Origin of the sequence: Bacillus velezensis, assembly GCF_001461825.1 — a bacterium.
Taxonomy (GTDB): domain Bacteria; phylum Bacillota; class Bacilli; order Bacillales; family Bacillaceae; genus Bacillus; species Bacillus velezensis.
The window spans coordinates 190,916-215,597 of record NZ_LLZC01000020.1 but is presented as its reverse complement, the minus strand read 5'-3'; the positions used below and the strand labels follow the sequence as shown (position 1 = coordinate 215,597).

At 47.2% G+C, this 24,682-nt stretch carries 25 protein-coding genes and 1 pseudogene; 20 read left to right on the top strand and 6 right to left on the bottom strand.

What is annotated here, in order from left to right; translation table 11 throughout:
- Window positions 1–44 precede the first annotated feature (44 nt).
- Entirely contained in the window at window positions 45–1,007 is a 963-nt protein-coding gene (gene uvsE / locus AR442_RS16140) for a UV DNA damage repair endonuclease UvsE (RefSeq protein WP_029972871.1), read from the bottom strand.
- Window positions 1,008–1,019: 12 nt separating this feature from the next.
- Window positions 1,020–2,219 (bottom strand): cardiolipin synthase, encoded by a 1,200-nt coding sequence (gene cls / locus AR442_RS16135; protein WP_014419116.1) that lies wholly within the window; start codon window positions 2,217–2,219, stop codon window positions 1,020–1,022.
- Between the two features lie 138 nt (window positions 2,220–2,357).
- On the opposite strand from cls, the gene AR442_RS16130 reads away from it, so the two are divergent.
- The 3 genes from AR442_RS16130 to pyrG all read left to right on the top strand — a co-directional run bounded on the left by AR442_RS16130 (window position 2,358) and on the right by pyrG (window position 7,069).
- Window positions 2,358–4,466 (top strand): (Fe-S)-binding protein, encoded by a 2,109-nt coding sequence (locus tag AR442_RS16130; RefSeq protein ID WP_014419115.1) that lies wholly within the window; start codon window positions 2,358–2,360, stop codon window positions 4,464–4,466.
- A gap of 227 nt (window positions 4,467–4,693) precedes the next feature.
- Window positions 4,694–5,221, top strand: coding sequence for a DNA-directed RNA polymerase subunit delta (gene rpoE, locus AR442_RS16125; protein ID WP_014419114.1), 528 nt, complete (start codon window positions 4,694–4,696; stop codon window positions 5,219–5,221).
- A gap of 240 nt (window positions 5,222–5,461) precedes the next feature.
- Window positions 5,462–7,069: a glutamine hydrolyzing CTP synthase gene (gene pyrG / locus AR442_RS16120; RefSeq protein ID WP_053285341.1), complete on the top strand. Its 1,608-nt coding sequence runs from the start codon at window positions 5,462–5,464 to the stop codon at window positions 7,067–7,069.
- A gap of 47 nt (window positions 7,070–7,116) precedes the next feature.
- Here the strand turns inward: pyrG and AR442_RS16115 are convergent, their stop codons facing one another.
- Window positions 7,117–7,638: a DUF2529 domain-containing protein gene (locus AR442_RS16115; protein WP_014419112.1), complete on the bottom strand. Its 522-nt coding sequence runs from the start codon at window positions 7,636–7,638 to the stop codon at window positions 7,117–7,119.
- Between the two features lie 164 nt (window positions 7,639–7,802).
- On the opposite strand from AR442_RS16115, the gene spo0F reads away from it, so the two are divergent.
- The 11 genes and pseudogenes from spo0F (at window position 7,803) to AR442_RS16065 (ending at window position 18,273) form a co-directional block, all read left to right on the top strand.
- On the top strand, window positions 7,803–8,177 hold the full coding sequence (gene spo0F, locus AR442_RS16110; protein ID WP_012118670.1) for a sporulation initiation phosphotransferase Spo0F: 375 nt from the start codon (window positions 7,803–7,805) through the stop codon (window positions 8,175–8,177).
- 175 nt (window positions 8,178–8,352) lie between these two features.
- Window positions 8,353–9,210 (top strand): class II fructose-bisphosphate aldolase, encoded by an 858-nt coding sequence (locus AR442_RS16105; RefSeq protein WP_003151102.1) that lies wholly within the window; start codon window positions 8,353–8,355, stop codon window positions 9,208–9,210.
- A 118-nt stretch (window positions 9,211–9,328) separates the two neighbouring features.
- Window positions 9,329–9,967 carry a fructose-6-phosphate aldolase gene (fsa, locus tag AR442_RS16100; protein ID WP_007407613.1) on the top strand — a complete coding sequence of 213 codons (639 nt, stop codon included), beginning with the start codon at window positions 9,329–9,331 and terminating at the stop codon, window positions 9,965–9,967.
- Window positions 9,968–10,278: 311 nt separating this feature from the next.
- Complete coding sequence (locus tag AR442_RS16095) at window positions 10,279–11,568, top strand: UDP-N-acetylglucosamine 1-carboxyvinyltransferase (protein ID WP_007407612.1); 1,290 nt, start codon at window positions 10,279–10,281, stop codon at window positions 11,566–11,568.
- 33 nt (window positions 11,569–11,601) lie between these two features.
- Window positions 11,602–12,567 (top strand): class II fructose-bisphosphatase, encoded by a 966-nt coding sequence (gene glpX, locus AR442_RS16090; protein ID WP_003151105.1) that lies wholly within the window; start codon window positions 11,602–11,604, stop codon window positions 12,565–12,567.
- Window positions 12,568–12,768: 201 nt separating this feature from the next.
- Window positions 12,769–12,950 (top strand): annotated as a pseudogene (locus tag AR442_RS21120) (hypothetical protein).
- Window positions 12,951–12,972: 22 nt separating this feature from the next.
- Window positions 12,973–14,259, top strand: a complete 1,287-nt coding sequence (gene rho / locus AR442_RS16085) for a transcription termination factor Rho (RefSeq protein WP_003151107.1) — start codon at window positions 12,973–12,975, stop codon at window positions 14,257–14,259.
- 121 nt (window positions 14,260–14,380) lie between these two features.
- The gene (gene rpmE, locus AR442_RS16080; RefSeq protein ID WP_003151132.1) at window positions 14,381–14,581 is read left to right on the top strand and encodes a 50S ribosomal protein L31; all 201 of its coding nucleotides are present in this window, start codon (window positions 14,381–14,383) and stop codon (window positions 14,579–14,581) included.
- Window positions 14,582–14,665: 84 nt separating this feature from the next.
- Window positions 14,666–15,256, top strand: a complete 591-nt coding sequence (locus tag AR442_RS16075) for a thymidine kinase (protein ID WP_038464350.1) — start codon at window positions 14,666–14,668, stop codon at window positions 15,254–15,256.
- A gap of 276 nt (window positions 15,257–15,532) precedes the next feature.
- Window positions 15,533–17,230, top strand: a complete 1,698-nt coding sequence (gene malS / locus AR442_RS16070; RefSeq protein ID WP_007407609.1) for an oxaloacetate-decarboxylating malate dehydrogenase — start codon at window positions 15,533–15,535, stop codon at window positions 17,228–17,230.
- 86 nt (window positions 17,231–17,316) lie between these two features.
- Window positions 17,317–18,273 (top strand): AEC family transporter, encoded by a 957-nt coding sequence (locus AR442_RS16065; protein ID WP_007407608.1) that lies wholly within the window; start codon window positions 17,317–17,319, stop codon window positions 18,271–18,273.
- A 33-nt stretch (window positions 18,274–18,306) separates the two neighbouring features.
- On the opposite strand, the gene racA is transcribed toward AR442_RS16065, so the two are convergent.
- Window positions 18,307–18,870, bottom strand: a complete 564-nt coding sequence (gene racA / locus AR442_RS16060; RefSeq protein ID WP_021494805.1) for a chromosome-anchoring protein RacA — start codon at window positions 18,868–18,870, stop codon at window positions 18,307–18,309.
- 110 nt (window positions 18,871–18,980) lie between these two features.
- Window positions 18,981–19,364, bottom strand: a complete 384-nt coding sequence (gloA2, locus tag AR442_RS16055) for an SMU1112c/YaeR family gloxylase I-like metalloprotein (protein WP_007614387.1) — start codon at window positions 19,362–19,364, stop codon at window positions 18,981–18,983.
- A 111-nt stretch (window positions 19,365–19,475) separates the two neighbouring features.
- Between gloA2 and prfA the strand changes: the two genes are divergently transcribed.
- The 3 genes from prfA (at window position 19,476) to AR442_RS16040 (ending at window position 21,757) form a co-directional block, all read left to right on the top strand.
- On the top strand, window positions 19,476–20,546 hold the full coding sequence (prfA, locus tag AR442_RS16050) for a peptide chain release factor 1 (RefSeq protein WP_003151139.1): 1,071 nt from the start codon (window positions 19,476–19,478) through the stop codon (window positions 20,544–20,546).
- Between the two features lies 1 nt (window position 20,547).
- Window positions 20,548–21,408, top strand: coding sequence for a peptide chain release factor N(5)-glutamine methyltransferase (gene prmC / locus AR442_RS16045; RefSeq protein WP_017418732.1), 861 nt, complete (start codon window positions 20,548–20,550; stop codon window positions 21,406–21,408).
- A gap of 70 nt (window positions 21,409–21,478) precedes the next feature.
- The gene (locus AR442_RS16040; protein ID WP_025649375.1) at window positions 21,479–21,757 is read left to right on the top strand and encodes a DUF5316 family protein; all 279 of its coding nucleotides are present in this window, start codon (window positions 21,479–21,481) and stop codon (window positions 21,755–21,757) included.
- Here the strand turns inward: AR442_RS16040 and AR442_RS16035 are convergent.
- A complete protein-coding gene (locus tag AR442_RS16035; RefSeq protein WP_003151143.1) occupies window positions 21,744–22,118 on the bottom strand; it encodes a UPF0715 family protein in 375 nt (124 codons plus the stop codon). The two genes, AR442_RS16040 and AR442_RS16035, sit on opposite strands and share 14 nt — an antisense overlap.
- 160 nt (window positions 22,119–22,278) lie before the next feature.
- Between AR442_RS16035 and spoIIR the strand changes: the two genes are divergently transcribed.
- From spoIIR to AR442_RS16020, 3 genes are all read left to right on the top strand, one after another.
- A complete protein-coding gene (spoIIR, locus tag AR442_RS16030) occupies window positions 22,279–22,959 on the top strand; it encodes a stage II sporulation protein R (RefSeq protein WP_014419106.1) in 681 nt (226 codons plus the stop codon).
- Window positions 22,960–23,029: 70 nt separating this feature from the next.
- Window positions 23,030–23,473, top strand: a complete 444-nt coding sequence (locus tag AR442_RS16025) for a GNAT family N-acetyltransferase (RefSeq protein WP_007614382.1) — start codon at window positions 23,030–23,032, stop codon at window positions 23,471–23,473.
- 156 nt (window positions 23,474–23,629) lie between these two features.
- Complete coding sequence (locus tag AR442_RS16020) at window positions 23,630–24,670, top strand: L-threonylcarbamoyladenylate synthase (RefSeq protein ID WP_053285342.1); 1,041 nt, start codon at window positions 23,630–23,632, stop codon at window positions 24,668–24,670.
- Window positions 24,671–24,682 lie beyond the last annotated feature (12 nt).

Below are 24,682 nucleotides of genomic sequence, written 5' to 3'. Positions count from 1 at the left end.
CTGTTATTTCGGAAATTCCCCATATAAACGGGTGATAAACCTGGTTATGCCTTCCACTTCAGCACTCCGCCCGCCAGGCGTTTGACTCCGCGGATGGCGCTTAATTCTTCGACGAGCCGGAGCAGCGCCCGGTCTTTCTCTTTCGCCTCAATCATAAAATCGATGTCCGTATCCCATTGTCTGAACCGCTCCAGCACCGGCAGAATAAAATTCGCATCCACATAGTCCGCATGACTGCGTACGGCTGATTCCGATTTTGGCGAGGAGAGATGGACCTTCGGCTTTAAGCCGATCCGCTGCCATGTTTTGATCATCCGCGGAAGAATGTCATCTAAATCAGCGTCATCGGTCGGATTGGCGTAAAAATGGTGATAATCAAACACAAACGGAATGCCTTCTTGCTCACATACACTGAGTGTTTCCTCGGACGTATACGTTTTATCATCGTTTTCTAAAGTCATCCGCTGTTTGATGACATCGGGAAGTTCTTTCAGATTCACGCGGAAACGGCCAAGCGCGCTTTGTTTGTCACCGTAAGCGCCTCCGACATGGATGTTGATGACGGAACGGTCCGCGATGCCCATTGCGTCCAGCATGTCATAGTGATAGGCCATATCCTTGACCGCATTTGCGGTAATCTCCTGTTTCGGGCTTGTAAAAAGCGTGAATTGGTTCGGATGAAAGCTCGTTCTGAGATCATATTTTCTGACCAGCCCGCCGATCTCACGAAACTCCTGGCGAAACGGCGTAACAAAATCCCACAGCACATCCGGGTGCGTGGCGAGCGGCACAATCGAGCTTGAGAATCTGTACAGCGGAATGCCGTGGCCGATCACATAGTGGATGGTGCGCAGCGTATTGGTGAGATTTGCTTTCGTCACAGAAAGCAGGGCGTCTTTCCGCTCACTGCGGGAAAGCTTGGTATAGCGCGCATATGTTAAGGTTTTGGCGGGGGACGCGTCCCAAAGGCACATGGCGTTTGCGACGAATCCGAATCTGAACAGCATATGGTTTCTCCTTTATAAAAAGTAAGATATGGCCTTTCCCAGCCATTCTGCAGGAAGCTGTCTGACGGAGCGCTGTTTCACTTTTTCTAATGTGAGAAGCTCGGATTTTTCGATGTCCTGCTTTATGGTTGAAAGCACTTCCTTTGTAAAGGCTTCATCATGAATGATGACATTCACCTCTTCATTCCAGAACAGGCTCCGTTTATCAAAATTCGGCGTGCCGATAATGCTGATGCGGTCATCTATAATGAAGGCTTTGACATGATAAAAGCCTTGATAATACCGATAGATGAGGCAGCCGGCCTTCAGAAGCTCGGGATAATAAGTAAAAGCTGTTTCCCGAACGAGCGGGTGGTCTGACTTCATCGGCACGATCAAGATGACTTTGACGCCTTTTCGGCAGGCTGAAATAAGCGCTTCCTGAAGCTTTTTGCTCGGTACATAATAAGGCGTGCCGATAATGATTTTTTTCTCCGCCTTACGGATGCAGTTTTCATAATGCGATTCAAGCGAAAACCCGTCAGATGCATATGTCCTATGAAAGATATTCCCTTCGGATAATGCCGGATAAACCCCGGGTGATCCGGGTGTTTTTCCGGTGTTTCGTTTCAGATCGCTTACAAAAAGAGTCTGAAGATCCGCCGTGCCTTCGCCGGTCATCCGCAGGTGATAATCCTCCCAGTTTCCGAACTTCGCTTTTTTGCCGAGGTACTCTTCAGCGATATTAAAACCGCCGACATAGCCGATTTTGCCGTCAATGACGGTCACTTTCCGGTGATTCCGTTTTTGCAGCCTGAAAAATAGAAACGGAAATGCCGGTTTATTTAGAAAATGAACGTGAACGCCGGCTTTTTTCATCGTTTGAATAGAAGGCTTTTTCACTGGGCGGCTGCCCGCCCAATCCAGCAGCAGATATACGGAGACGCCGGCCTGGGCCTTTTCTTTCAATAAATGAAACATCTCATGGCTGACTTGGTCGTTCTTCATAATAAAAAACATCATATGAATAGAAGAGACGGCTTGGCGGATATCAGCCGTCATCTGCCGCACAAGCTCGCTGCCGCAGTGAATGAGTGTGATATCACTCTTTTTCGGGTCAAAAACGGGCTCATACGCCTGTTTTTTGTACGCCGCCCGGCCAAGTAGCATATCAAGCAGCATAAGTGCGATCAATATGATAAAAATGACAAGCAACACAAAAATGACCTTCATACCGACGCTCCTTTCCGAACTATCCGTAGTGTGCCCTGAGAATGTGAATTTAATTATTGACTGAACACTCATTCATTATTTATGATAAAGTAAAGATATGACAATGAAGAGGGGTATCAGAACAAAGGGGGAGACAAGATGAACGCATTTCTCATGGTAAACGCGCTGCTGTTTTCAGCTGTAACCGCTTACGCCGTTTATTTATTCGTTTACCTGATCAGAACGAGGATCGCTTATATTAAGCTCGGCCAAAGGGAAGAATTTGATAAACGCCTGAAAGAACGTCTTCAGAAGATATGGGTGAATGTGTTCGGACAGAAAAAATTGCTGAAAGATAAAAAGAGCGGAATCATCCACGTTCTGTTTTTTTACGGTTTTATACTCGTTCAGTTCGGCGCAATTGATTTTATTCTGAAAGGGTTGCTACCTGACCGTCATCTGCCGCTCGGTCCGCTTTATCCGGCGTTTACCTTTTTTCAGGAAATCGTCACGTTTCTGATTTTAATCGCCGTAGTCTGGGCGTTTTACCGGCGCTACATTGAAAAACTCGTCAGACTGAAACGCGGGTTTAAAGCGGGGCTTGTCCTGCTGTTTATCGGCGGACTGATGGTGACGGTGCTTCTCGGGAACGCCATGAACCTTTTATGGCACGATCATTCTCTGTCTTGGACGGAACCGATCGCTTCCTCCATTGCGTTTGTGCTCGGCGGTCTTTCAGCGCCGGCGGCCGCCGCCGTGTTTTATGTTTCATGGTGGCTTCATCTGTTGTTTTTGCTCAGCTTTTTAGTGTACGTGCCGCAATCAAAGCATGCGCACTTAATTGCGGGTCCGGCGAATGTGTTCCTCAGCAGGCTTGATTCAAAAGGAAAGCTGGAAAAAATCGATTTCACCGATGAGACGAAAGAAAGCTACGGCGTCGGAAAGATTGAAGACTTCCGCCGTTCTCAGCTTGTCGACCTTTACGCCTGCGTCGAATGCGGCCGCTGTACAAATATGTGTCCGGCCTCCGGTACGGGCAAGATGCTCTCGCCGATGGACCTCATTTTAAAGCTCAGAGACCATTTGACGGAAAAAGGCGCTGCCGTGACGTCAAAATCTCCGTGGGTGCCCGCGCCCGTTTTTCAGCACACGAAGGCGAATCAGCTCGCCGCGGCTTCCTCAGGGGGAGGATCGCGTGAAGCGGCCGCAGCCATTGATTACAACCCGAGCTTAATCGGCGAGGTCATCACGGAAGAGGAGATTTGGGCGTGCACCACTTGCCGCAACTGTGAAGATCAATGTCCGGTCATGAATGAACACGTTGATAAAATTATCGATCTGCGCCGCTATCTTGTGCTTACGGAAGGGAAGATGGACAGCGACGCGCAGCGGGCCATGACAAGCATTGAAAGACAGGGAAACCCGTGGGGCTTAAACCGGAAAGAGCGGGAGAACTGGCGGGAGCAGGCCGATACAGAGATTCCGACAGTGAAAGAAATGAAAAAACAAGACAAAGAGTTCGACTATTTGTTTTGGGTCGGCTCAATGGGTTCCTACGACAACAGGAGCCAAAAGATTGCCGTCTCATTTGCAAAGCTGCTTAATGAAGCGGGCGTATCCTTTGCGATTCTCGGCAATAAGGAAAAAAACTCAGGCGATACGCCGCGCCGTTTGGGCAACGAGTTTCTGTTCCAAGAGCTGGCGGAACACAACATCGGCGAATTTGAAAAACACGGAATCAAAAAAATCGTCACGATTGATCCGCACGCCTTTAATATGTTCAAAAATGAATATCCTGATTTCGGATTCCGGGCCGAAGTCTATCATCATACTGAATTATTAGCCGAGCTTGTGTCACAGGGAAAACTAAAACCGCTTCACCCGGTGAATGAAACGATTACCTTCCATGACTCGTGCTATTTAGGAAGGTACAATGAAGTGTATGAGCCGCCGAGAGCGATCTTAAAAGCCATTCCGGGCGTTCAATTGAAGGAAATGGAGCGCAGCCGCGAAAACGGGATGTGCTGCGGCGCCGGGGGAGGGCTCATGTGGATGGAAGAAGAAACGGGAGCGAGAATCAACACGGCCCGGACTGAGCAGGCGCTTTCTGTCAGTCCGACGATCATCAGCTCCGGATGTCCTTACTGTCTGACTATGCTCGGTGACGGTACGAAAGCGAAAGAAGCCGAAGACGCGATCGGCACTTATGATGTCAGTGAATTGCTCGCCATGTCTGTATTCGGCGCTGAAAAACAAGAGTCTTTATAGAAAGAAGCGGGCCGCCGGCGCATATGCCGGCGGCTTTGTTTTCGCACATCAGCCGATTTATGAAGGGACGGCTCTAAAATTTCTTAAATTACGCTGTTAAGGGTAGCATATTCTGTTTTAATTTGTTTATAATGAGAGGTATGGTTTATGAACAAAACAATACAAATTCGTTCTTATTATAGGATAGAAACAGATACATATAAGTAATAGAAAGGGAGTGTCCGACCTTGAGTATCAAACAATATTCTCAGGAACAGCTGAAGCAGATGGCTTTAGTTGAAATCGCTCACGAAATTTTCTCAGAACATAAAAAACCGGTTCCGTTCCAGGAGCTGCTGAATGAAATGATCTCCTTGCTCGGTGTTACGAAAGAGGAACTGGGCGACCGTATCGCCCAATTTTATACAGACCTGAACATTGACGGCCGCTTTATTGCTCTGTCAGACCAGACATGGGGGCTTCGCAGCTGGTATCCGTACGATCAGCTGGACGAAGAAACACAGCCGACTGTAAAAGCGAAAAAGAAAAAAGCGAAAAAAGTCGTTGAGGAAGATCTCGACCTTGATGAATTCGAGGAAGTTGATGAAGATGACATCGATCTCGATGAAATGGAAGAAGATATTGACCTTGACGCAGACAGCTTTGACGACGAAGATGTCGATGAAGAAGATGACGACGAGCTTGAGATCGAAGACGAGATGATTGAAGAAGATGAGGAAGATTATGATGATGAGGAAGAGGATCGCAAAGACTGATTTTATATCAGCAAAACGATCTTGACTTTCATTGTCGAACTATGTAGTATGTATTTTGGGCTCTTCAAAAAGAAGAGAATTCATAAGAGTGCTACGCTCCCTTTCAAGAAATTGAAAGGGAGCTTTCTTATTTTCATCTCCCAAATTCTTTTACACATCATTTGTTTTTAGTGAAATGATTTTCTATAAAACGGCACATTTTAAGGAATGTAGCGCAGACCGAAGAGAGGAGCAAACGAAATGACGAAATATATTTTTGTAACCGGGGGAGTTGTATCATCACTCGGAAAAGGAATTGTGGCTGCATCACTTGGCCGCCTTTTGAAAAACAGAGGCATGAGCGTCACTATCCAAAAATTTGACCCTTATATCAACGTTGACCCGGGAACGATGAGCCCGTACCAGCACGGTGAGGTATTCGTTACCGATGACGGCGCCGAGACTGACCTTGACTTAGGGCATTATGAGCGTTTCATTGACATTAATCTGAACAGATTCAGCAATGTGACGACCGGTAAAATCTATTCTGCCGTATTGAAAAAAGAGCGCCGCGGGGACTACCTCGGCGGAACGGTTCAGGTCATTCCGCACATCACAAATGAACTGAAAGACCGCGTGTACCGTGCAGGCAAAGAAACAAACGCAGATGTAGTCATTACTGAGATCGGCGGAACAGTGGGAGACATCGAATCCCTTCCGTTCCTTGAAGCCATCCGTCAAATGAAAAGCGACATCGGCCATGAAAACGTGATGTACATTCACTGTACGCTTGTTCCGTACATCAAAGCGGCGGGCGAGCTGAAAACAAAACCGACGCAGCACAGCGTAAAAGAGCTGAGAAGCCTCGGTATTCAGCCTAATATCATCGTCGTGCGCACGGAAATGCCGATTTCTCAAGATATGAAAGATAAAATCGCGCTCTTCTGCGATATTGACACGAAAGCGGTCATCGAGTGCGAAGATGCGGACAACCTTTACTCCATCCCGCTTAACCTTCAGGAGCAGGGACTCGATAAGCTTGTCTGCGATCATATGAAATTAGAATGCAAAGACCCGGATATGACGGAATGGAAAGACCTTGTCACGAAAGTGAAAAACTTGTCTAAAACCATTACAATCAGCCTCGTCGGTAAATACGTCGAGCTTCAGGACGCTTACATTTCAGTCGTTGAATCACTGCGCCACGCCGGCTATGCGTTTGACGCTGATGTGAAGATCAAATGGATTAACGCCGAACAAGTGACAGAAAGCAATATTCAAGAGCTGACTGGCGGCACAGACGGAATCATCGTGCCCGGCGGTTTCGGAGACCGCGGCGTAGAAGGGAAAATCATCGCCGCCAAGTATGCGCGTGAGAATAAAATTCCGTTCTTCGGCATCTGCCTCGGTATGCAGATTGCATCCATTGAATATGCGCGAAACGTATTAGGTCTGGAAGGGGCTCACTCTGCGGAGATCGATCCGTCCACTCCTTATCCGATCATCGACCTTCTGCCAGAACAAAAAGATGTCGAGGATCTTGGAGGAACGCTTCGTCTCGGACTGTACCCTTGTAAGCTTCAGGAAGACACGAAAGCCTTCGAAGCGTATGCGGTTGAAGTGGTATACGAACGCCACCGCCACCGTTATGAATTCAACAACGAATACAGACAGCAAATGGAAGAGAACGGTTTTGTGTTCTCAGGCACAAGCCCTGACGGCCGTCTTGTGGAAATCATCGAGCTGAAAGACCATCCTTGGTATGTCGCTTGCCAGTTCCACCCTGAGTTCAAATCAAGACCGACAAGACCTCAGCCTTTATTCAAAGACTTTATCGGCGCTTCCGTACAAGCTGCAGAACAGAAGTAATAAAAAAAGACTTGCCTCCTTTAAAAGCGGCAAGTCTTTTTTCTGCATCAGGTATATTCCTGCATCATTTCCTTTAATGTAAAGGACAGTGCGTGATAGACATACAGGCCTGTCATTAATGAAGGAAAGCCGTATCTTGTCCCGTCTTCATCAGGCAGAAGCGGCATTTTTAATTTGCTGTCAATATGAACATCACAAAATTCCTCAATCCCGGTTTGATCTTTGATGACAGGAGATACGCCAACGAGGCCGATCCCTTTTTCATAAAGCTTTTGAGCCAGCGCCTGTTCTTCAGCCGTGCCCGGACCTGAACAAAACATCAGCACCCTGTCGCTTTCTGTAATCGAATCAGCTGTATCCGGAAACGCTTTGACGGAAGGCATCGGTTCTGAGCCGAGTTCCGCCTCGCACAAAATGCCCTGCATCTCATTTGCGCCGTATAAATAAATGGTATGACCGCTGACGGCTGCCTGCGCCAGCAGGCGCGCGCCGTCTTCTATTGCTTCGGATTCCTTATCCTGAATGCGGGAAAAAATGCCTGCAAGCTGTGTCGTAAATATCTTTAACATGAGTGAAACCTCCTTTACACATACAAGAACAGTATACAACAAAAGAGAAAATGCTCAGAAAATGTCGGAAAGTAGACTATTATAATTAAAGGAAATGTGAAAATCAAACAGAATACATAAACAACTGCTTCCTTTTGACGAAAATGATAATATTGGGGTGTAAAATGATGAATGAAAAGATTTTAATCGTAGATGACCAATACGGTATACGCATATTGCTCAATGAAGTGTTTCATAAAGAAGGGTACCAGACGTTTCAGGCCGCCAACGGCATACAGGCGCTGGACATCGTAACGAAAGAACGGCCCGATCTCGTGCTTTTAGATATGAAAATCCCCGGCATGGACGGAATCGAAATTCTCAAGCGCATGAAGATGATTGACGAATCCATCCGCGTCATTATCATGACCGCTTACGGAGAACTCGATATGATTAAGGAATCAAAAGAGCTCGGAGCGCTGACCCATTTTGCGAAACCTTTTGACATTGATGAGATCAGAGACGCGGTGAAAAAATATTTACCTCTAAAATCGAATTAATAAAATTAGAAACAATTATGTCATTGTGTTGCCGATTTGTCGAAAAGTTGGTATCCTAGAGATGGAGAAAAAGCGATCTGTTGTTTTACATATGACAGGTTTTTATGGTCATGCTATAGGTGGAAAGCTTTTTTCGAGAAGAAGCAAATCAGGCTACATAAGGAGGACTTTCGACATGCCTTTAGTTTCAATGACGGAAATGTTGAATACAGCTAAAGAAAAAGGATATGCTGTTGGACAATTTAACTTAAATAACCTTGAGTTCACTCAAGCTATTTTACAAGCAGCAGAAGAGGAAAAATCCCCGGTTATTCTTGGTGTTTCAGAAGGCGCGGGACGCTACATGGGCGGCTTCAAAACAGTGGTTGCCATGGTTAAAGCTCTTATGGAAGAATACAAAGTGACAGTTCCTGTCGCCATTCACTTAGACCACGGTTCAAGCTTTGAATCTTGTGCGAAAGCGATTCATGCAGGTTTCACTTCTGTAATGATCGACGCATCTCACCACCCGTTTGAGGAAAACGTAGCAACTACAGCTAAAGTGGTTGAGCTTGCTCATTTCCACGGCGTTTCAGTTGAAGCTGAGCTTGGAACTGTAGGCGGACAGGAAGATGACGTGATCGCTGAAGGCGTAATCTATGCTGACCCTAAAGAGTGTCAAGAACTTGTAGAGCGCACTGGCATCGACTGCCTTGCACCTGCACTGGGTTCTGTTCACGGCCCTTACAAAGGCGAACCGAACCTCGGTTTCAAAGAAATGGAAGATATCGGCAAATCAACCGGCCTTCCGTTAGTACTTCACGGCGGTACAGGAATTCCGACTGCCGACATTAAAAAATCAATCTCACTTGGTACGGCTAAAATCAACGTAAACACTGAAAACCAAATTTCTTCTGCAAAAGCTGTCCGCGAAACATTGGCAGCTAAGCCGAACGAATACGATCCTCGTAAATATCTTGGACCTGCTCGTGAAGCGATCAAAGAAACGGTTATCGGCAAAATGCGTGAGTTCGGTTCTTCAAACCAAGCTTAATCCAATGTAACATCCATAAACCGCCTGACAGCATTGACAGGCGGTTTTATGTCTTACCTTTAGAAAGCGCAATCATGTTTTACAGTTCTGAAAATTTATTACTGGGGAGGCTTTCCTTATGTTATTTTTCATTGATACAGCAAACATTGACGAGATTAAAGAAGCTTATGAACTTGGCGTTCTTGCCGGAGTTACGACAAACCCTAGTTTAGTGGCGAAAGAAGCTGACGTGTCTTTCCATGACAGACTTCGTGAGATTACGGAAGTCGTGAGCGGATCAGTAAGCGCGGAAGTCATTTCCCTGAATGCTGAAGAGATGATTGAAGAAGGTAAAGAACTTGCGAAAATCGCACCGAATATCACGGTGAAAATCCCGATGACGTCTGAAGGGTTAAAAGCCGTAAAAGCGCTGAGCGACCTGAACATTAAAACAAACGTAACGCTCATCTTCAGCGCCAACCAGGCGCTTTTGGCGGCAAGAGCCGGAGCGACTTATGTATCTCCGTTCTTAGGCCGTCTGGATGACATCGGCCATAACGGTCTTGAACTGATTTCAGAAATAAGACAGATTTTTGACATTCATGATATTGATACACAAATCATCGCAGCTTCCATCCGTCATGCGCAGCACGTGACTGAAGCCGCTTTACGCGGTGCGCATATCGGTACGATGCCGCTGAAAGTCATTCACCAGCTGGCGAAACATCCGTTAACGGATAAAGGCATCGAGCAATTCTTGGCAGACTGGAATAAATAAAGATAAATAGGGCGGCAAACCGGTTCCATCCGTTTGCCGCACCCTTATGTTTTCCTGTTTGGCAGCGGGCCTTCAGTATCAAAGTGAAGAGTGTGTTTCCCCCGGAATGTGAACCCGGCGGGCCTCTGTGCATCCTGTGTTAAAAATGCCCCGCAAAGCTTCGCTATTTTCTTCCTGTTATTTTATAATGTCCTTGTATTCTTTCTCTTCGAATTGGCTACATTTTGGACAAGAGCTTTATTTGCAGAGACAGAATAAAATGCCATTTTATTTAGGGCTCCGCAGCTATCTTCTTATGGAAGGAGACTATCATGGAAAAGTTGAATATTGCCGGCGGCGATCCGTTAAACGGAACCGTACATATCAGCGGTGCGAAAAACAGCGCCGTCGCATTGATACCCGCAACCATTCTGGCAAATTCCGAAGTAACGATCGAAGGGCTTCCGGAGATCTCAGATATTGAAACGCTGCGTGACCTGCTGAAAGAAATCGGCGGAAACGTCCATTTTGAAAAAGGAGAAATGGTCGTCGACCCTTCCCCGATGATCAGCATGCCGCTTCCCAACGGCAAAGTGAAAAAACTCCGCGCTTCCTATTACTTAATGGGCGCGATGCTGGGCCGCTTCAAACAGGCGGTCATCGGACTGCCGGGCGGGTGCCATCTCGGGCCGCGGCCGATTGACCAGCACATCAAAGGGTTTGAAGCGCTTGGGGCGGAAGTCACCAATGAACAAGGCGCGATTTATCTGCGCGCCGAAAGGCTGAGAGGCGCACGGATTTATTTAGATGTCGTCAGCGTCGGAGCGACGATCAATATCATGCTTGCCGCTGTACTGGCTGAAGGTAAAACCGTGATAGAAAACGCCGCCAAGGAACCTGAGATTATTGATGTTGCCACATTGCTCACCAGCATGGGCGCAAAGATCAAAGGCGCGGGAACCAATGTAATCAGAATCGACGGCGTAAAAGAGCTGCACGGATGCAGGCATACGATCATTCCGGACAGAATTGAGGCGGGCACCTTTATGATCGCCGGCGCCGCGATGGGGAAAGAAGTCATTATTGATAATGTCATACCGACTCACCTGGAGTCTTTAACGGCGAAGCTCAGGGAAATGGGTTTTCACATTGAGACGAGTGACGATCAGCTTCTTATGCTCGGCGGGCAGAAGCAGATAAAACCGGTCGACGTAAAAACGCTTGTTTACCCGGGATTTCCGACTGATCTTCAGCAGCCGATGACATCTCTGTTAACGAGAGCCAGCGGCACGAGCGTCGTAACCGACACCATCTACTCGGCCCGATTTAAACATATAGATGAGCTGAGACGGATGGGGGCCAACATGAAAGTGGAAGGCAGGTCGGCCATTATCACCGGTCCGGCCGAGCTTCAGGGCGCAAAAGTAAAGGCGAGCGATCTGCGTGCAGGCGCTTGTCTGGTCGTCGCCGGGCTCATGGCTGACGGCGTAACCGAAATTACCGGTCTCGAGCATTTAGACCGCGGCTACAGCAATCTTGAGAAAAAACTCGAAGGCCTGGGCGCCACAATCTGGCGGCAAAGGCTGACGGACGAAGAGATAGAACAGCTCCAAAATTCATAGAAATGCGGACTTTTGAGAGGAGATCGTGTTGAAATGGAAAGAAGCTTATCGATGGAATTGGTTCGAGTCACTGAAGCGGCGGCTTTAGCATCTGCCAGATGGATGGGCCGCGGGAAAAAAGATGAAGCTGATGATGCGGCGACAAGCGCAATGCGTGACGTGTTTGACACGGTGCCGATGAAAGGCACGGTCGTGATCGGGGAAGGCGAGATGGATGAAGCGCCGATGCTTTACATCGGCGAAAAGCTCGGAAACGGATACGGCCCGCGCGTCGATGTCGCCGTCGATCCTCTTGAAGGCACAAACATCGTAGCGAGCGGCGGCTGGAATGCGCTGACGGTGATCGCGGTCGCCGACCATGGAACACTGCTGAACGCCCCGGATATGTATATGGAAAAAATCGCGGTCGGTCCCGAAGCGGTAGGCTGCATCGATATCGAAGCGCCTGTCATTGATAACTTAAAAGCCGTTGCGAAAGCGAAAAACAAAGACATTGAAGATGTCGTGGCAACCATTTTAAATCGTGACAGACATGAAAAAATCATCTCTGAATTGCGTGAGGCGGGCGCCAGAATCAAACTGATCAACGACGGTGATGTCGCGGGCGCCATCAATACGGCCTTTGACCATACGGGAGTAGACATTCTCTTCGGTTCAGGCGGGGCTCCTGAAGGCGTGCTGTCTGCCGTTGCGTTAAAAGCGCTCGGCGGCGAAATCATCGGCAGGCTTCTGCCGCAAAGTGCGGAAGAGCAGGCCCGCTGTGAGCGAATGGGCCTTGATGTATCCAAAGTGCTCCGGATGGAGGACCTTGTGAGAGGGGATGACGCCATTTTTGCCGCAACGGGCGTCACGGACGGAGAGCTGCTGAAAGGCGTTCAGTTCAAAGGCTCCGTCGGTACGACTGAAAGTCTGGTCATCCGGGCGAAATCAGGAACGGTCCGATTCGTTGACGGAAGACACAGCCTGAAGAAAAAACCAAATCTTGTGATCCGGCCATAAATAGAGAAAAGCGGGACGGAAAGTCCCGCTTTTCTTTTGCAATAAAGAGTCAACCCTATCATTTATATGTCAAAGCATTATTTAAGTTGAATAATTTTTTGAAATGAGGTAAAAATAAAGAGTGCTGCGATTTTTCTGTGTCATTCCTTCTTTTGAGTACTGGGAAATTTTCAAATTCTACCGCATACAGACGATATAAATATTGATCTTCTCAAGTTTTTGTCCTCGCTTCCTTCAAAACTCATTAAGACATTCCTTTTTTAAAAAAGCGCCGATCATGGGTGGAAGTGTTACCGATAGAAGTTCCTGAACGTTTTATAAAAGAATGTGCTTTGGCGGAATCATGCGAAGCAGCCGATTTAATGAAAACAGCAATACATTGACTATGAAAAGCGTGGTGTTTTTATGAAAGACGTATCTATTTCCTCTTTGGAAAATATGAAATTAAAAGAACTATATGAACTGGCCAGACATTATAAAATCTCCTACTACAGCAAACTGACTAAAAAAGAATTAATCTTTGCCATTCTGAAAGCCAACGCCGAGCAGGAGGATCTTCTGTTTATGGAAGGCGTGCTCGAAATCATCCAATCGGAAGGATTCGGCTTCCTCAGACCGATTAATTACTCGCCAAGCTCAGAAGACATCTACATTTCTGCTTCCCAGATCCGCCGCTTTGATTTAAGAAACGGTGACAAAGTATCCGGCAAGGTGCGGCCGCCGAAAGAAAACGAACGCTATTACGGACTTTTGCACGTTGAAGCGGTAAATGGAGATGATCCGGAATCTGCGAAAGAGCGCGTTCATTTTCCCGCGCTGACTCCGCTTTATCCGGACCGCCAAATGGTGCTTGAGACGAAACCGAATTATCTCTCAACAAGAATTCTCGATATGATGGCTCCCGTCGGTTTCGGCCAGCGCGGTCTGATCGTGGCGCCGCCGAAAGCCGGTAAAACCATGCTGTTGAAAGAAATCGCTAACAGCATTACGACAAATCAGCCTGACGCTGAATTGATCGTTCTCTTAATTGATGAAAGACCGGAAGAAGTAACGGATATTGAACGTTCCGTAGCGGGCGATGTCGTCAGCTCGACGTTCGATGAAGTGCCGGAAAATCACATTAAGGTAGCGGAGCTTGTGCTTGAACGGGCGATGCGTCTCGTTGAACACAAAAAAGACGTTATCATTCTGATGGACAGCATTACCCGCCTGGCACGGGCCTACAACCTCGTTATCCCGCCAAGCGGACGTACGCTTTCCGGCGGGATTGACCCGGCTGCGTTCCATCGTCCGAAGCGCTTTTTCGGTGCCGCGCGAAACATTGAAGAGGGCGGCAGCCTGACCATTTTGGCGACGGCGCTCGTAGACACGGGCTCCCGGATGGATGACGTCATCTATGAAGAGTTTAAAGGAACGGGCAACATGGAGCTTCACCTTGACCGTTCTCTTGCGGAAAGACGGATTTTCCCGGCGATCGATATCCGCCGCTCCGGCACACGGAAGGAAGAGCTGCTCGTGCCGAAAGAGCATCTTGACCGTCTATGGGCGATCCGCAAATCGATGTCTGATTCTCCGGACTTCGCAGAGAAGTTTATGAGAAAAATGAAAAAAACAAAAACGAATCAGGAATTCTTCGATCTGATCAACCAAGAATGGAAGCAGGCAAACCTTTCATCATCAGCCCGCCGCTGATAAAAAATGTATTTGCAAATGCAGTAAATGACTGATATAATTCTCTCATATGCGTTCCGGATTACTCCGGAATAATAACTCTGTTTCCACACGGGATTCAGGGCGGAAGGAGATGGATACAATGAAAGCAGGAATTCATCCTAATTTCAAAAAAGCAACAGTTAAATGCGCTTGCGGAAATGAATTTGAAACAGGCTCAGTAAAAGAAGAGGTACGCGTTGAGATTTGCTCTGAATGCCACCCATTCTACACTGGACGTCAAAAATTCGCTTCTGCTGATGGTCGTGTTGATCGCTTTAACAAAAAATACGGTCTTAAGTAATAATAGATTTTACAGGCAGGCAAGAATTGCTTCTTGCCTGTTTTTTATGTTCATAAACAGGAAAAAAAGGGGAGCGGATAGCCTATGTACATAATGAAGCAAAGCGGATGGCTTGAGCTGATATGCGGCAGCATGTTCTCTGGGAAATCAGAAGAGCTGATCCGCAGAGTGAAAAGAGCGACATATGCGAAGCAGGAGGTCAAGGTGTTCAAACCTGCTATTGATAATCGCTACAGCGAGGAGGCCGTCGTTTCTCACAACGGCACATCCATGACAAGCCACGTCATCTCGTCTTCGGCTGAAATATGGGATCATATCAGTGAAAGCACGGACGTCATCGCGGTAGATGAAGTGCAGTTTTTCGGCGAATCTATCATCGGCGACTTATCCTCGCTTGCGGATAAAGGCTATCGTGTCATCGCGGCCGGACTTGATATGGATTTCCGGGGAGAGCCGTTCGGCGTGGTGCCGAATCTGATGGCGGTTGCCGAATCGGTGACGAAGCTGCAGGCGGTCTGCTCCGTTTGCGGGTCGCCGGCAAGCCGTACGCAGCGGTTGATTGACGGGAAGCCCGCTTCTTATGATGATCCGGTCATTTTAGTCGGCGCGTCGGAGTCATACGAAGCGAGATGCAGACATCATCACGAAGTGCCGAAAAAACAGACTGATAAATAACCCTTTTCATGAAAACATCGGTAAAAAATCCGGTGTTTTTTTGACGTTTTTTCAAAAATTGTAGTTAAATAACTTAAAAAAGAGTATGAAAAAATTAAGTAATTTTCATCTCTTGAATTTTCATTTTTACAGGCATAAAATGACTAAGTAATGTAAATAGTTATGAGACATTGTTCGAATAATTGTCAAAAAAAGATATAGCAGATCGCGATCACACTAGCCAAAACGGGTAATTACTTAACTTTGTTAACTATTTGAAGAAAGAAGGAGATTTTCTTGAATAATATTAAAGTAACGAAGGAAGGCAACTTAGAAACTACTTTAAGAGGAAAAGAAGTTCTATCTATCCCTACTTTAAATAAAGGTGTTGCGTTTTCAGCAGAAGAAAGAAAAAGCCTTGGATTAGACGGGCTGCTTCCTCCGACAATTCTGTCTCTTGATGAGCAGGCAAAACGCGCATACGAGCAGTTTCAAGCTCAGCCGGACCGCCTTCGCCAAAACGTATATTTGAATGATTTGCAAAACCGTAACGAAGTTCTTTTCTTTAAATTGCTTCAAAACCATCTTCGTGAAATGCTGCCGGTTGTTTACACACCGACTGTCGGTGAAGCGATTCAAGAATACAGCCATGAGTACAGAAGACCTCAAGGGATTTACCTTTCTATCGACAACGTGGAAGGAATTGAAGAGGCATTTGAAAACCTTCATGCCACTGCCGGAGATATTGATCTGATCGTTGCGACAGACTCAGAAAGCATCCTCGGAATCGGTGACTGGGGTGTAGGCGGTATCAACATCGCCATCGGTAAATTAGCGGTATACACAGCTGCTGCCGGTATTGACCCAAGCCGCGTCATTCCTGTCGTTCTTGACGTCGGTACGAACAATGAAAAACTTCTGAACGATCCTTTATACATCGGTAACCGCCATGAACGTATCCAAGGCGAACGTTACGAAGCTTTCGTTGACGCTTATGTAAAAGCTGCGCTTAAATATTTCCCTAAAGCTCTTCTTCACTGGGAAGACCTTGGAAACAAAAACGCGCGCAATATCATGAAGAAATACAACCATGAAATTCTTACATTCAACGATGACATTCAAGGAACAGGTGCGATTACGCTTGCAGGTGTGCTTGCGGCTATGAAGAAAACAGGCGCGTCTATTAAAGACCAGCGTGTGGTTGTCTTCGGTGCGGGATCTGCCGGAATCGGAATCGCTGACCAAATCCGAGACACTATGGTGCTTGCCGGTCTTTCTGAAGAAGAAGCCAACAAAGCGTTCTACACAATGGACTACAGAGGCTTGTTAATAGAAGGTATGGAAAACATCCTTGATTTCCAAGAGCCGTACCTGCGCACAGCTGAAGAAATTAAAGATTGGAAACGCGATGAAAATGGACAAATTCCTTTCATTGAAGTGATCCGTCAAGCGAAACCGACAATCTTAATCGGTACATCAGGCCAAAGCGGCGCGTTCAGTGAAGAAATCGTCAAAGAAATGGCAAAACACGTTGAGCGTCCGGTCATCATGCCGATGTCTAACCCGACACCGCTTGCTGAAGCCGTTCCTAGCGATCTTTTCAAATGGACTGACGGCAAAGTGCTTGTGGCGACAGGAAGCCCGTTTGACAATGTAGAGTACAATGGCGTTTCTCATGAAATCGGACAATCTAACAACGCATTCGCGTTCCCTGGACTTGGTCTCGGTTCAATCGTTGTAGAAGCGAAAGTGATTACTCCTGCAATGTTTGCGGCAACTGCTGACGCAATCGCAGAAAGCGTTGATTTTGAAACACCGGGTGCAGGCCTTCTGCCGAGCATGAGCGACTTACAAGAAGTTTCAATTAAAGTTGCGATCGCCGTAGCGGAAACTGCCATTAAAGAAGGCGTGGCAAACCGCATTCCTGAAAATGTAGAACAAGCCGTTCTTGATGCAATGTGGAAACCGCAATATAAGCAAGTTGTCGCTAAATAATTTTTACGATTAATTTTACAGTCCGAGGGAAAGCTTTTATGTAAAGGCTAAAGTATACGGACATTAAGGATTTGGAGGAGAACATTTTGAGCTTCTTAGATATTTTAATCCTCCTGGCGCCGATCTTTTTCGTGATCGTGCTGGGATGGTTCGCAGGTCGCTTCGGAAGTTATGACGCGAAGTCAGCAAAAGGGGTAAGCACCTTAGTTACGAAGTACGCGCTTCCGGCGCATTTTATCGCAAGTATTTTAACCACTTCAAGAAGTGCGTTTTTATCACAGGTTCCTTTGATGGTCGCTTTGATCATTGGGATTGTCGGATTCTTTATCGTCATTCTGTTGGTTTGCAAATTTATCTTCAAGTATGATTTAACGAATTCATCTGTATTTTCTTTAAACTCTGCACAGCCGACATTTGCTTTTATGGGTATTCCCGTACTAGGAAGCTTATTCGGAGCAAGCGAAGTAGCGATTCCTATCGCCGTTACGGGTATCGTGGTTAACGCCATCCTTGACCCGCTTGCGATCATTATCGCTACTGTCGGTGAGTCATCTAAGAAAAAAGACACTGAAAACGAGAACTTCTGGAAAATGACTGGTAAGTCTATTCTTCACGGTCTTTCCGAACCGCTTGCGGCTGCACCGCTTATCAGTATCATTCTGGTACTCTGCGGTGTAACACTCCCTGGCTTGGGAGAAAAAATGCTTGATCAGCTCGGAAGCACAACATCAGGTGTTGCGCTCTTCGCCGTCGGTGTAACTGTCGGTATCCGCAACATTAAGCTCAGTCTGCCGGCTTTCGGTATCGCTTTGTTAAAAGTTGCCGTTCAGCCTGCGCTGATGTACTTGATCGCTCTTGCAGTCGGACTTCCGGCTGACCAGATCACGAAAGCGGTATTGCTCGTTGCATTCCCTGGATCTGCGGTAGCGGCGATGATTGCCACACGTTTCGAAAAACAAGAGGAAGAAACTGCGTCCGCGTTTGTAATCAGTGCGATTTTATCTCTAATCTCACTGCCGATCATCATTGCGCTGACTGCATAATGAAAAGCTCCCTGTTTCAGGGAGCTTTTTTGATTAGAATTGAAATTTAAAAGGCGAAAATCTTGTTTTTTTTCTGGGTTTCTTATGTTCTGAAGAAGCGGCTGTTTCTGAGAGGGGAGCTGTCTGGGCAAGTTCCTGGATGCGGGAGGCCAATGTCTGCAATTCGGAATTGAGGTCGTCAATTTCCCGTCTGTGCTGAAGAAGCTGATAAGACACCCCTTCATCCGCCTTTTGTTTCAGCTGGCGTTCAAGCTCCTCTATCCTTGAAAGCAGATGGTTCTCACCTTGTTTCTCTTTCGTGAGAATGTCCAGTTTGCGCTCCAGCTCTGCCAATCTTTGTTCAGCGCCGCCATTGATTTTCGGACGCTGCAAAATGAAGCCCGTCCGTTTTTTCGGCTGCCGGGGCACTTGAACATCCAGAAGGGCAGTGCCTTCAGAAATTTGCCGTTTGACCGATTTCAGCACATCAAGATCCTCAGGTGTAAAGGAATAATGTCCGAGCTCATTCCGTTCAGCCGGAAGATTCAGCTGCTTGACCCACCTTTGCACCGTTTTTGCGGAGACACCGAGCTCTTTCGCGGCCATGTTTGTATTCATGATCACATACCTCCTTTTTGCTAGGTATTCGACCATGAGGCGGCGTTCCCTTCATGTTAGACAAAACAAGAAGGAATTCGCCAAAGAAAGCGGCATTTCTTCAAAAAACGTTACGCTTCATACAATTCAAGCGGAAGCTTGTCGGGATCGAAGAAAAAGGTAAACCGTTTCCCCGTCAGCGGATCGGTTCTGATCGGTTCTGTGCCGACGCCCTTTTCCTTTAACTCCCTGACGGCTGCTTCAAGATCGTTTACGGTGAAGGCGAGATGCCGGAGACCCGCGGCTTCCGGTCTGGTCGGCCGTTCGGGCGGATCGGGAAAGGAAAACAATTCAATCGCGTACGCGCCGTCCAGCGCCAGATCAAGTTTATAAGATCCGCGATCCTTTCGGTATGTTTCTTTTATAATGCCGAAACCGAGAATCTCGGTGTAAAAAGCTTTCGACTTTTCATAATCAGAGCATATGATTGCTATATGGTGGATGGATTTCAGCATATCCGCCCCTCCTTTTTTGCTTCAGTATAACAGAGGCGAATTGCTTTTGACTGGCGATAAGCCCTATACTATAATGAGAATGTTACGCACAGGAAAACAGAGGTGAAGACCGTGTTAGACCGTTTACAGTCAATTGAACAACGATACGAAAAATTAAATGAGCTTTTAAGTGATCCGGAAGTGGTCAACGATCCGAAAAAGCTTAGAGAATATTCGAAAGAGCAATCTGATATACAAGAAACCGTTGAAGTCTATAGACAATACAGAGACGCATCAGAACAGCTTGCCGATGCGAAAGCGATGCTTGAGGAAAAGCTTGATGCCGATATGAGAGAAATGGTGAAGGAAGAAATCTCCGAACTGCAGGGAGAGACGGAAACCTTATCAGAGCGTTTGAAAGTGCTCCTCATCCCGAAAGACCCGAACGATGACAAAAACGTAATCATGGAGATCCGCGGAGCAGCGGGAGGAGAAGAAGCCGCGCTGTTTGCGGGAAATCTCTACAGAATGTACTCCCGTTATGCCGAAATCCAAGGCTGGAAGACTGAAGTCATGGAAGCAAACGTGACCGGAACGGGCGGTTACAAAGAAATCATCTTTATGATTACGGGAAAAGGCGCATACTCCAAGCTGAAGTATGAAAATGGCGCGCACCGCGTACAGCGTGTTCCGGAAACGGAATCAGGCGGCCGTATTCATACATCCACGGCGACGGTGGCGTGTCTTCCTGAAGCGGAAGAAGTAGAAGTGGACATCCACGAAAAAGACATCCGCGTCGATACATTTGCATCAAGCGGACCGGGCGGACAAAGCGTAAACACGACGATGTCGGCCGTACGCCTGACGCATTTACCGACCGGTGTCGTCGTATCCTGTCAGGATGAAAAATCTCAGATTAAAAACAAAGAAAAAGCGATGAAGGTGCTCCGCGCCAGAATCTATGACAAATTCCAGCAGGAAGCTCAGGCTGAATATGATCAGACCCGCAAATCAGCCGTCGGTTCAGGCGACCGTTCCGAGCGTATCCGCACATACAATTTCCCGCAAAACCGTGTGACGGATCACCGCATCGGCCTGACGATTCAAAAGCTGGATCAAATCCTGGAAGGCAAGCTTGATGAAGTGGTTGAAGCGTTAATCGTAGAAGACCAGTCAAGCAAGCTCCAGCAGGCGGAAAATTAAGATGAAGACCGTTTTTGAAGCCCTAAGCTGGGCTTCTTCTTATTTAACCGAAGCGGGAAGAGAAAAAAACGCGGCCGAGCTGCTGCTGTTAAATGATACCGGAATGGATCGGAGCAAACTTCTCGCAAGTCTGCAGGAGACCGTCGGCGAGGACGAGCTTTATCGATTCAGACGGCACGTGGAGATGCATAAAGAAGGTATTCCGATTCAATATATTATCGGGAAAGAACAGTTTTACGGCAGGGAATTTTTTGTGAATGACGATGTTCTCATTCCGCGTCCGGAAACGGAAGAAGTCGTCTTTCATCTGCTGGACAGACAGAAGCGGGCATTTTCCGAGGCAGAACGCCTGAACGTCATTGATATCGGTACGGGGAGCGGAGCCATTGCGGTGACGCTCGCCCTTGAATGCGGACATTTTTCAGTATCGGCTTCGGATATTTCAAAAGAAGCGCTGCAGGTGGCGGAAAGAAATGCGCAAAACCTCGGAGCGGGCGTGTGTTTTTTGCAGGGAGATCTGTTAACTCCTTTTATTTCATCAGGAAAAAAAGCGGATATTATTGTTTCCAATCCGCCGTATATTTCTGAAGAAGAAATGGCGGATTTGTCGGATATCGTCCGTTTCCATGAGCCGCTTCATGCTCTTACGGACGGCGGTGACGGTTTGAAATTCTACAAGCGGTTTATGGAGGAGCTGCCTCTTGTCATGAAAGATAAAGCGCTTGTCGTCTTTGAAATCGGATATAATCAGGGAAAAGCCGTGAAAGACCTGTTCCGTCATTCCTTTCCGAATGCGGAAGTGGAAGTCGTACAGGACATCAACGGAAAAGACAGAACCGTATCCGCGGTCATCACATCATGAAAAAAGCCCGCCGGTGACGCACACGGCGGGCTTTTGTTACAATGGAAAGAAAATGAAAGGGGCATCCGCCTTGAAAAAAGCGTTCGCCTTCGGATGTATACTCGCCGCCGCAGCTTATGCGGCGGGGTTTGTTCTGCCGTTTGGCTTTGGCATCATTTTCGGCGCCGTTACGGCTGTTCTTATCGTCACAGCGATCATCGTTTCCGGGTTGGCCGTAAGCGGAGCGGAGCAGCGGGCCAATTATCATTCTGAAACAGAAGAAGGACGGCACGCCCGTTTAAAGATGGCCGCCGTTTTCTTTTGCGCCGCTCTCCCTTCAGCCGGCTGTCTGCTGATTACGCTTCTGTAGCCGGATTTTGTCTTTGCAGCAATACGGAATCCCATACCCAATAGACGACGGCTGTTAAAACCGCAAAGATATAAAAGGCTGAATTAGAAAACAGAGATTGGCCTGACGGCTGCAAAAGACCGAAGATGATCCCGTTTGCAATGAATGACACCCCTAAATAATAAAGAAAATACAGCGGATGAAATCTCTTCGGCTTTTTATTCAGAAAGTATTGAAGCGGCAGCGCAAAAATCAAATAAGGAAACAAAAAATAAAACGCCATCGAAATGAAAGCCGCGATAATGAATTGATGAACATACAAAATAGAATAAATGACAGACATACATGCCGCCGACAGCAGCACGGTGTAATTATATTTCATCTGAAAACCTCCTATCAAAATAATATCGTACCATATTTTGAATCTGTCAATGCAGATTATCAGCTTGCTAGATTTTTTTCTTCCCGCCGGTTTAAACCTTTTCCGTCATGTCCATAATGGGACTAGATAAAAAAAGCACGGAGAGGAACGGTGGGGACCGATGAAACAGACAATGATGATCTGCATATATATTTTTCTTTTATTATCAGGAGCGCTTGCGGGTTTGACAAAAGAAGAAACGGCGCGGGCATCAGCCGATGAGCCCGTCGTCATACCGGATGAAGCGATCCGGCTCAGAATTTTGGCCAACAGTGATAACGATGAGGATCAAAAGCTCAAGCGCCAGATCAGAGATGCTGTAAACAAGCAAATCACGGACTGGGTGAAAGATATCACTTCCATTGAAGAAGCGCGGCGGCTCATTCGTTCGAAGCTTCCTGAAATTAAAGAAATCGCCAAACAAACGATGAAAGAAAAGGGTGCGCATCAATCCGTTTCAGTTCAATTCAATAAAATCTCGTTTCCGACAAAGCTGTACGGCAATATGGTCTATCCGGCCGGAAAATATGAAGCGATTTTAATTACACTCGGCAATGGCGAGGGCGCCAACTGGTGGTGCGTCTTGTTTCCGCCGCTGTGCTTCCTTGATTTCTCAAACGGCGAAGCGGTGAAAGATCAGGAAGACGGCGGACAGAAGCAGGAAGAAACGCAGAAACAGACTAAAAAAGTGCTGGATGACGTAAAAGCAAAGGCTGATAAAGCGAAGAAAGAAAAGAAAGATGACGATGATACGGAAGTGAAGTTTTTCCTCGTCGATTGGATTTCAGATCTATTTTCCTGAAGCAAAAGGCATAAATCCGGATTCGATTCATAGATTGGAAGAAAGAGTTGATCGAAACGGAGGGAAATATATGTTTTATCAGCTGAGAGTGGCAAGAGATCAAGATACGGAGGCGCTGGAGGCCTTTTTGAAAAAGGCTGATACGGCACATGCGGAAATCGATCAGCAGATCAGCCGTTTTATCGTGCTGGAAGACAGTGAAAAAAAGATTGCCGCCTGTCTCGGGATCGAAAAATTCAGCGGCGGAAAAGGGCTTCTCCGTTCACTCGTCATGTCGGACAGGCTGAATCAAAGCCATATCGTTACACTGTTTCAAAGTATGGATGTGCTGTGCAAAAAACATGAGATTCAAGATGTCTACTTAGTCGCCAATCAGCCCTCATCTGCTGAGTTTCTGAATGTGATGGGATTTGAAGCGTGCGCCGATGCGCCTGATGAACTGTATACGTCCGAACATTTTCGCAATTCGTTATGCACAGAAGGTTCGTTTTTAATGGTGAAAACCTCTGCCTGATCTAACTTATACACAAGGTTATCCACTTATTAAAAAGTGTTGTCCACAGTTTGTGGATAACACTTGTTTTATTAAAGGACATCTTTTATACTTTCAAAAGGAATACACGAGAGAAAATAAAGTTTTACCGCTTTAAAATAAGGAGTTTGGTTATACATGAAAACAAGAAGATGGTTTGTGGATTGTTCCGCAGAATTATCCACAACCGATCCCCAGATTACACAAGCCGCGGAATTGCTCCGGCAGAATGAGGTTGTGGCTTTTCCGACAGAAACCGTTTACGGACTGGGCGCTAACGCTGAAAATACGGAAGCCGTGACGAAAATATATGAGGCGAAAGGAAGGCCGAGCGATAACCCGCTGATTGTGCATATATCCCATATCAGCCAGCTTGATCGTTTTATCAGCCATATTCCTGAGACGGCGAAAAAGCTTATGAAGCTATTCTGGCCGGGAGCACTGACCCTTGTCCTGCCGTGTAAGCCCGGTGTGCTGTCACCCCGTGTCACCGCGGGACTTGAGACGGTAGCGGTCAGAATGCCTGATCATCCGGCAGCATTAGCCCTCATCAGCTCGGCCGGACTGCCGATCGCAGCGCCGAGCGCCAATTTATCAGGAAAACCGAGCCCGACGAAGGCCGAGCATGTAGCTCATGATTTAAACGGCCGCATTGCCGGTATTGTGGACGGCGGCGCGACGGGAATCGGAGTGGAATCAACCGTTCTGTCCTGTACGGGGAAACAGCCCGTGCTGCTTCGTCCGGGCGGCGTGACAAAAGAGCAGATTGAATCCGCCGCCGGTCCGGTTCTTGTGGATAAAGGGCTGACCGAAGAAGATGAGGTTCCTATTTCTCCGGGTATGAAATATACACATTACGCGCCTTCTGCACCGATGGCTATTGCCGACGGCGGCGCCCGGAGAATTCAAGAACTGGCAGACACATATAAAAGCCGGGGGAAACGAATCGGCATTCTGACAACAGAAGAGAACGCCGATAGTTACCAGGCTGATTATATCAAGGTCTGCGGCAGACGCGCCGACCTTGAAACAGTGGCGTCCGCCTTATACGATGCGCTCCGCAGCTTTGATGAAGCGGAAGTGGACATGATTATTTCTGAGTCCTTTCCGGATACCGGAGTGGGGCTCGCCATTATGAACAGGCTGATGAAAGCCGCAGGCGGCACCGTTATCCATTAACTTGTTCTACCC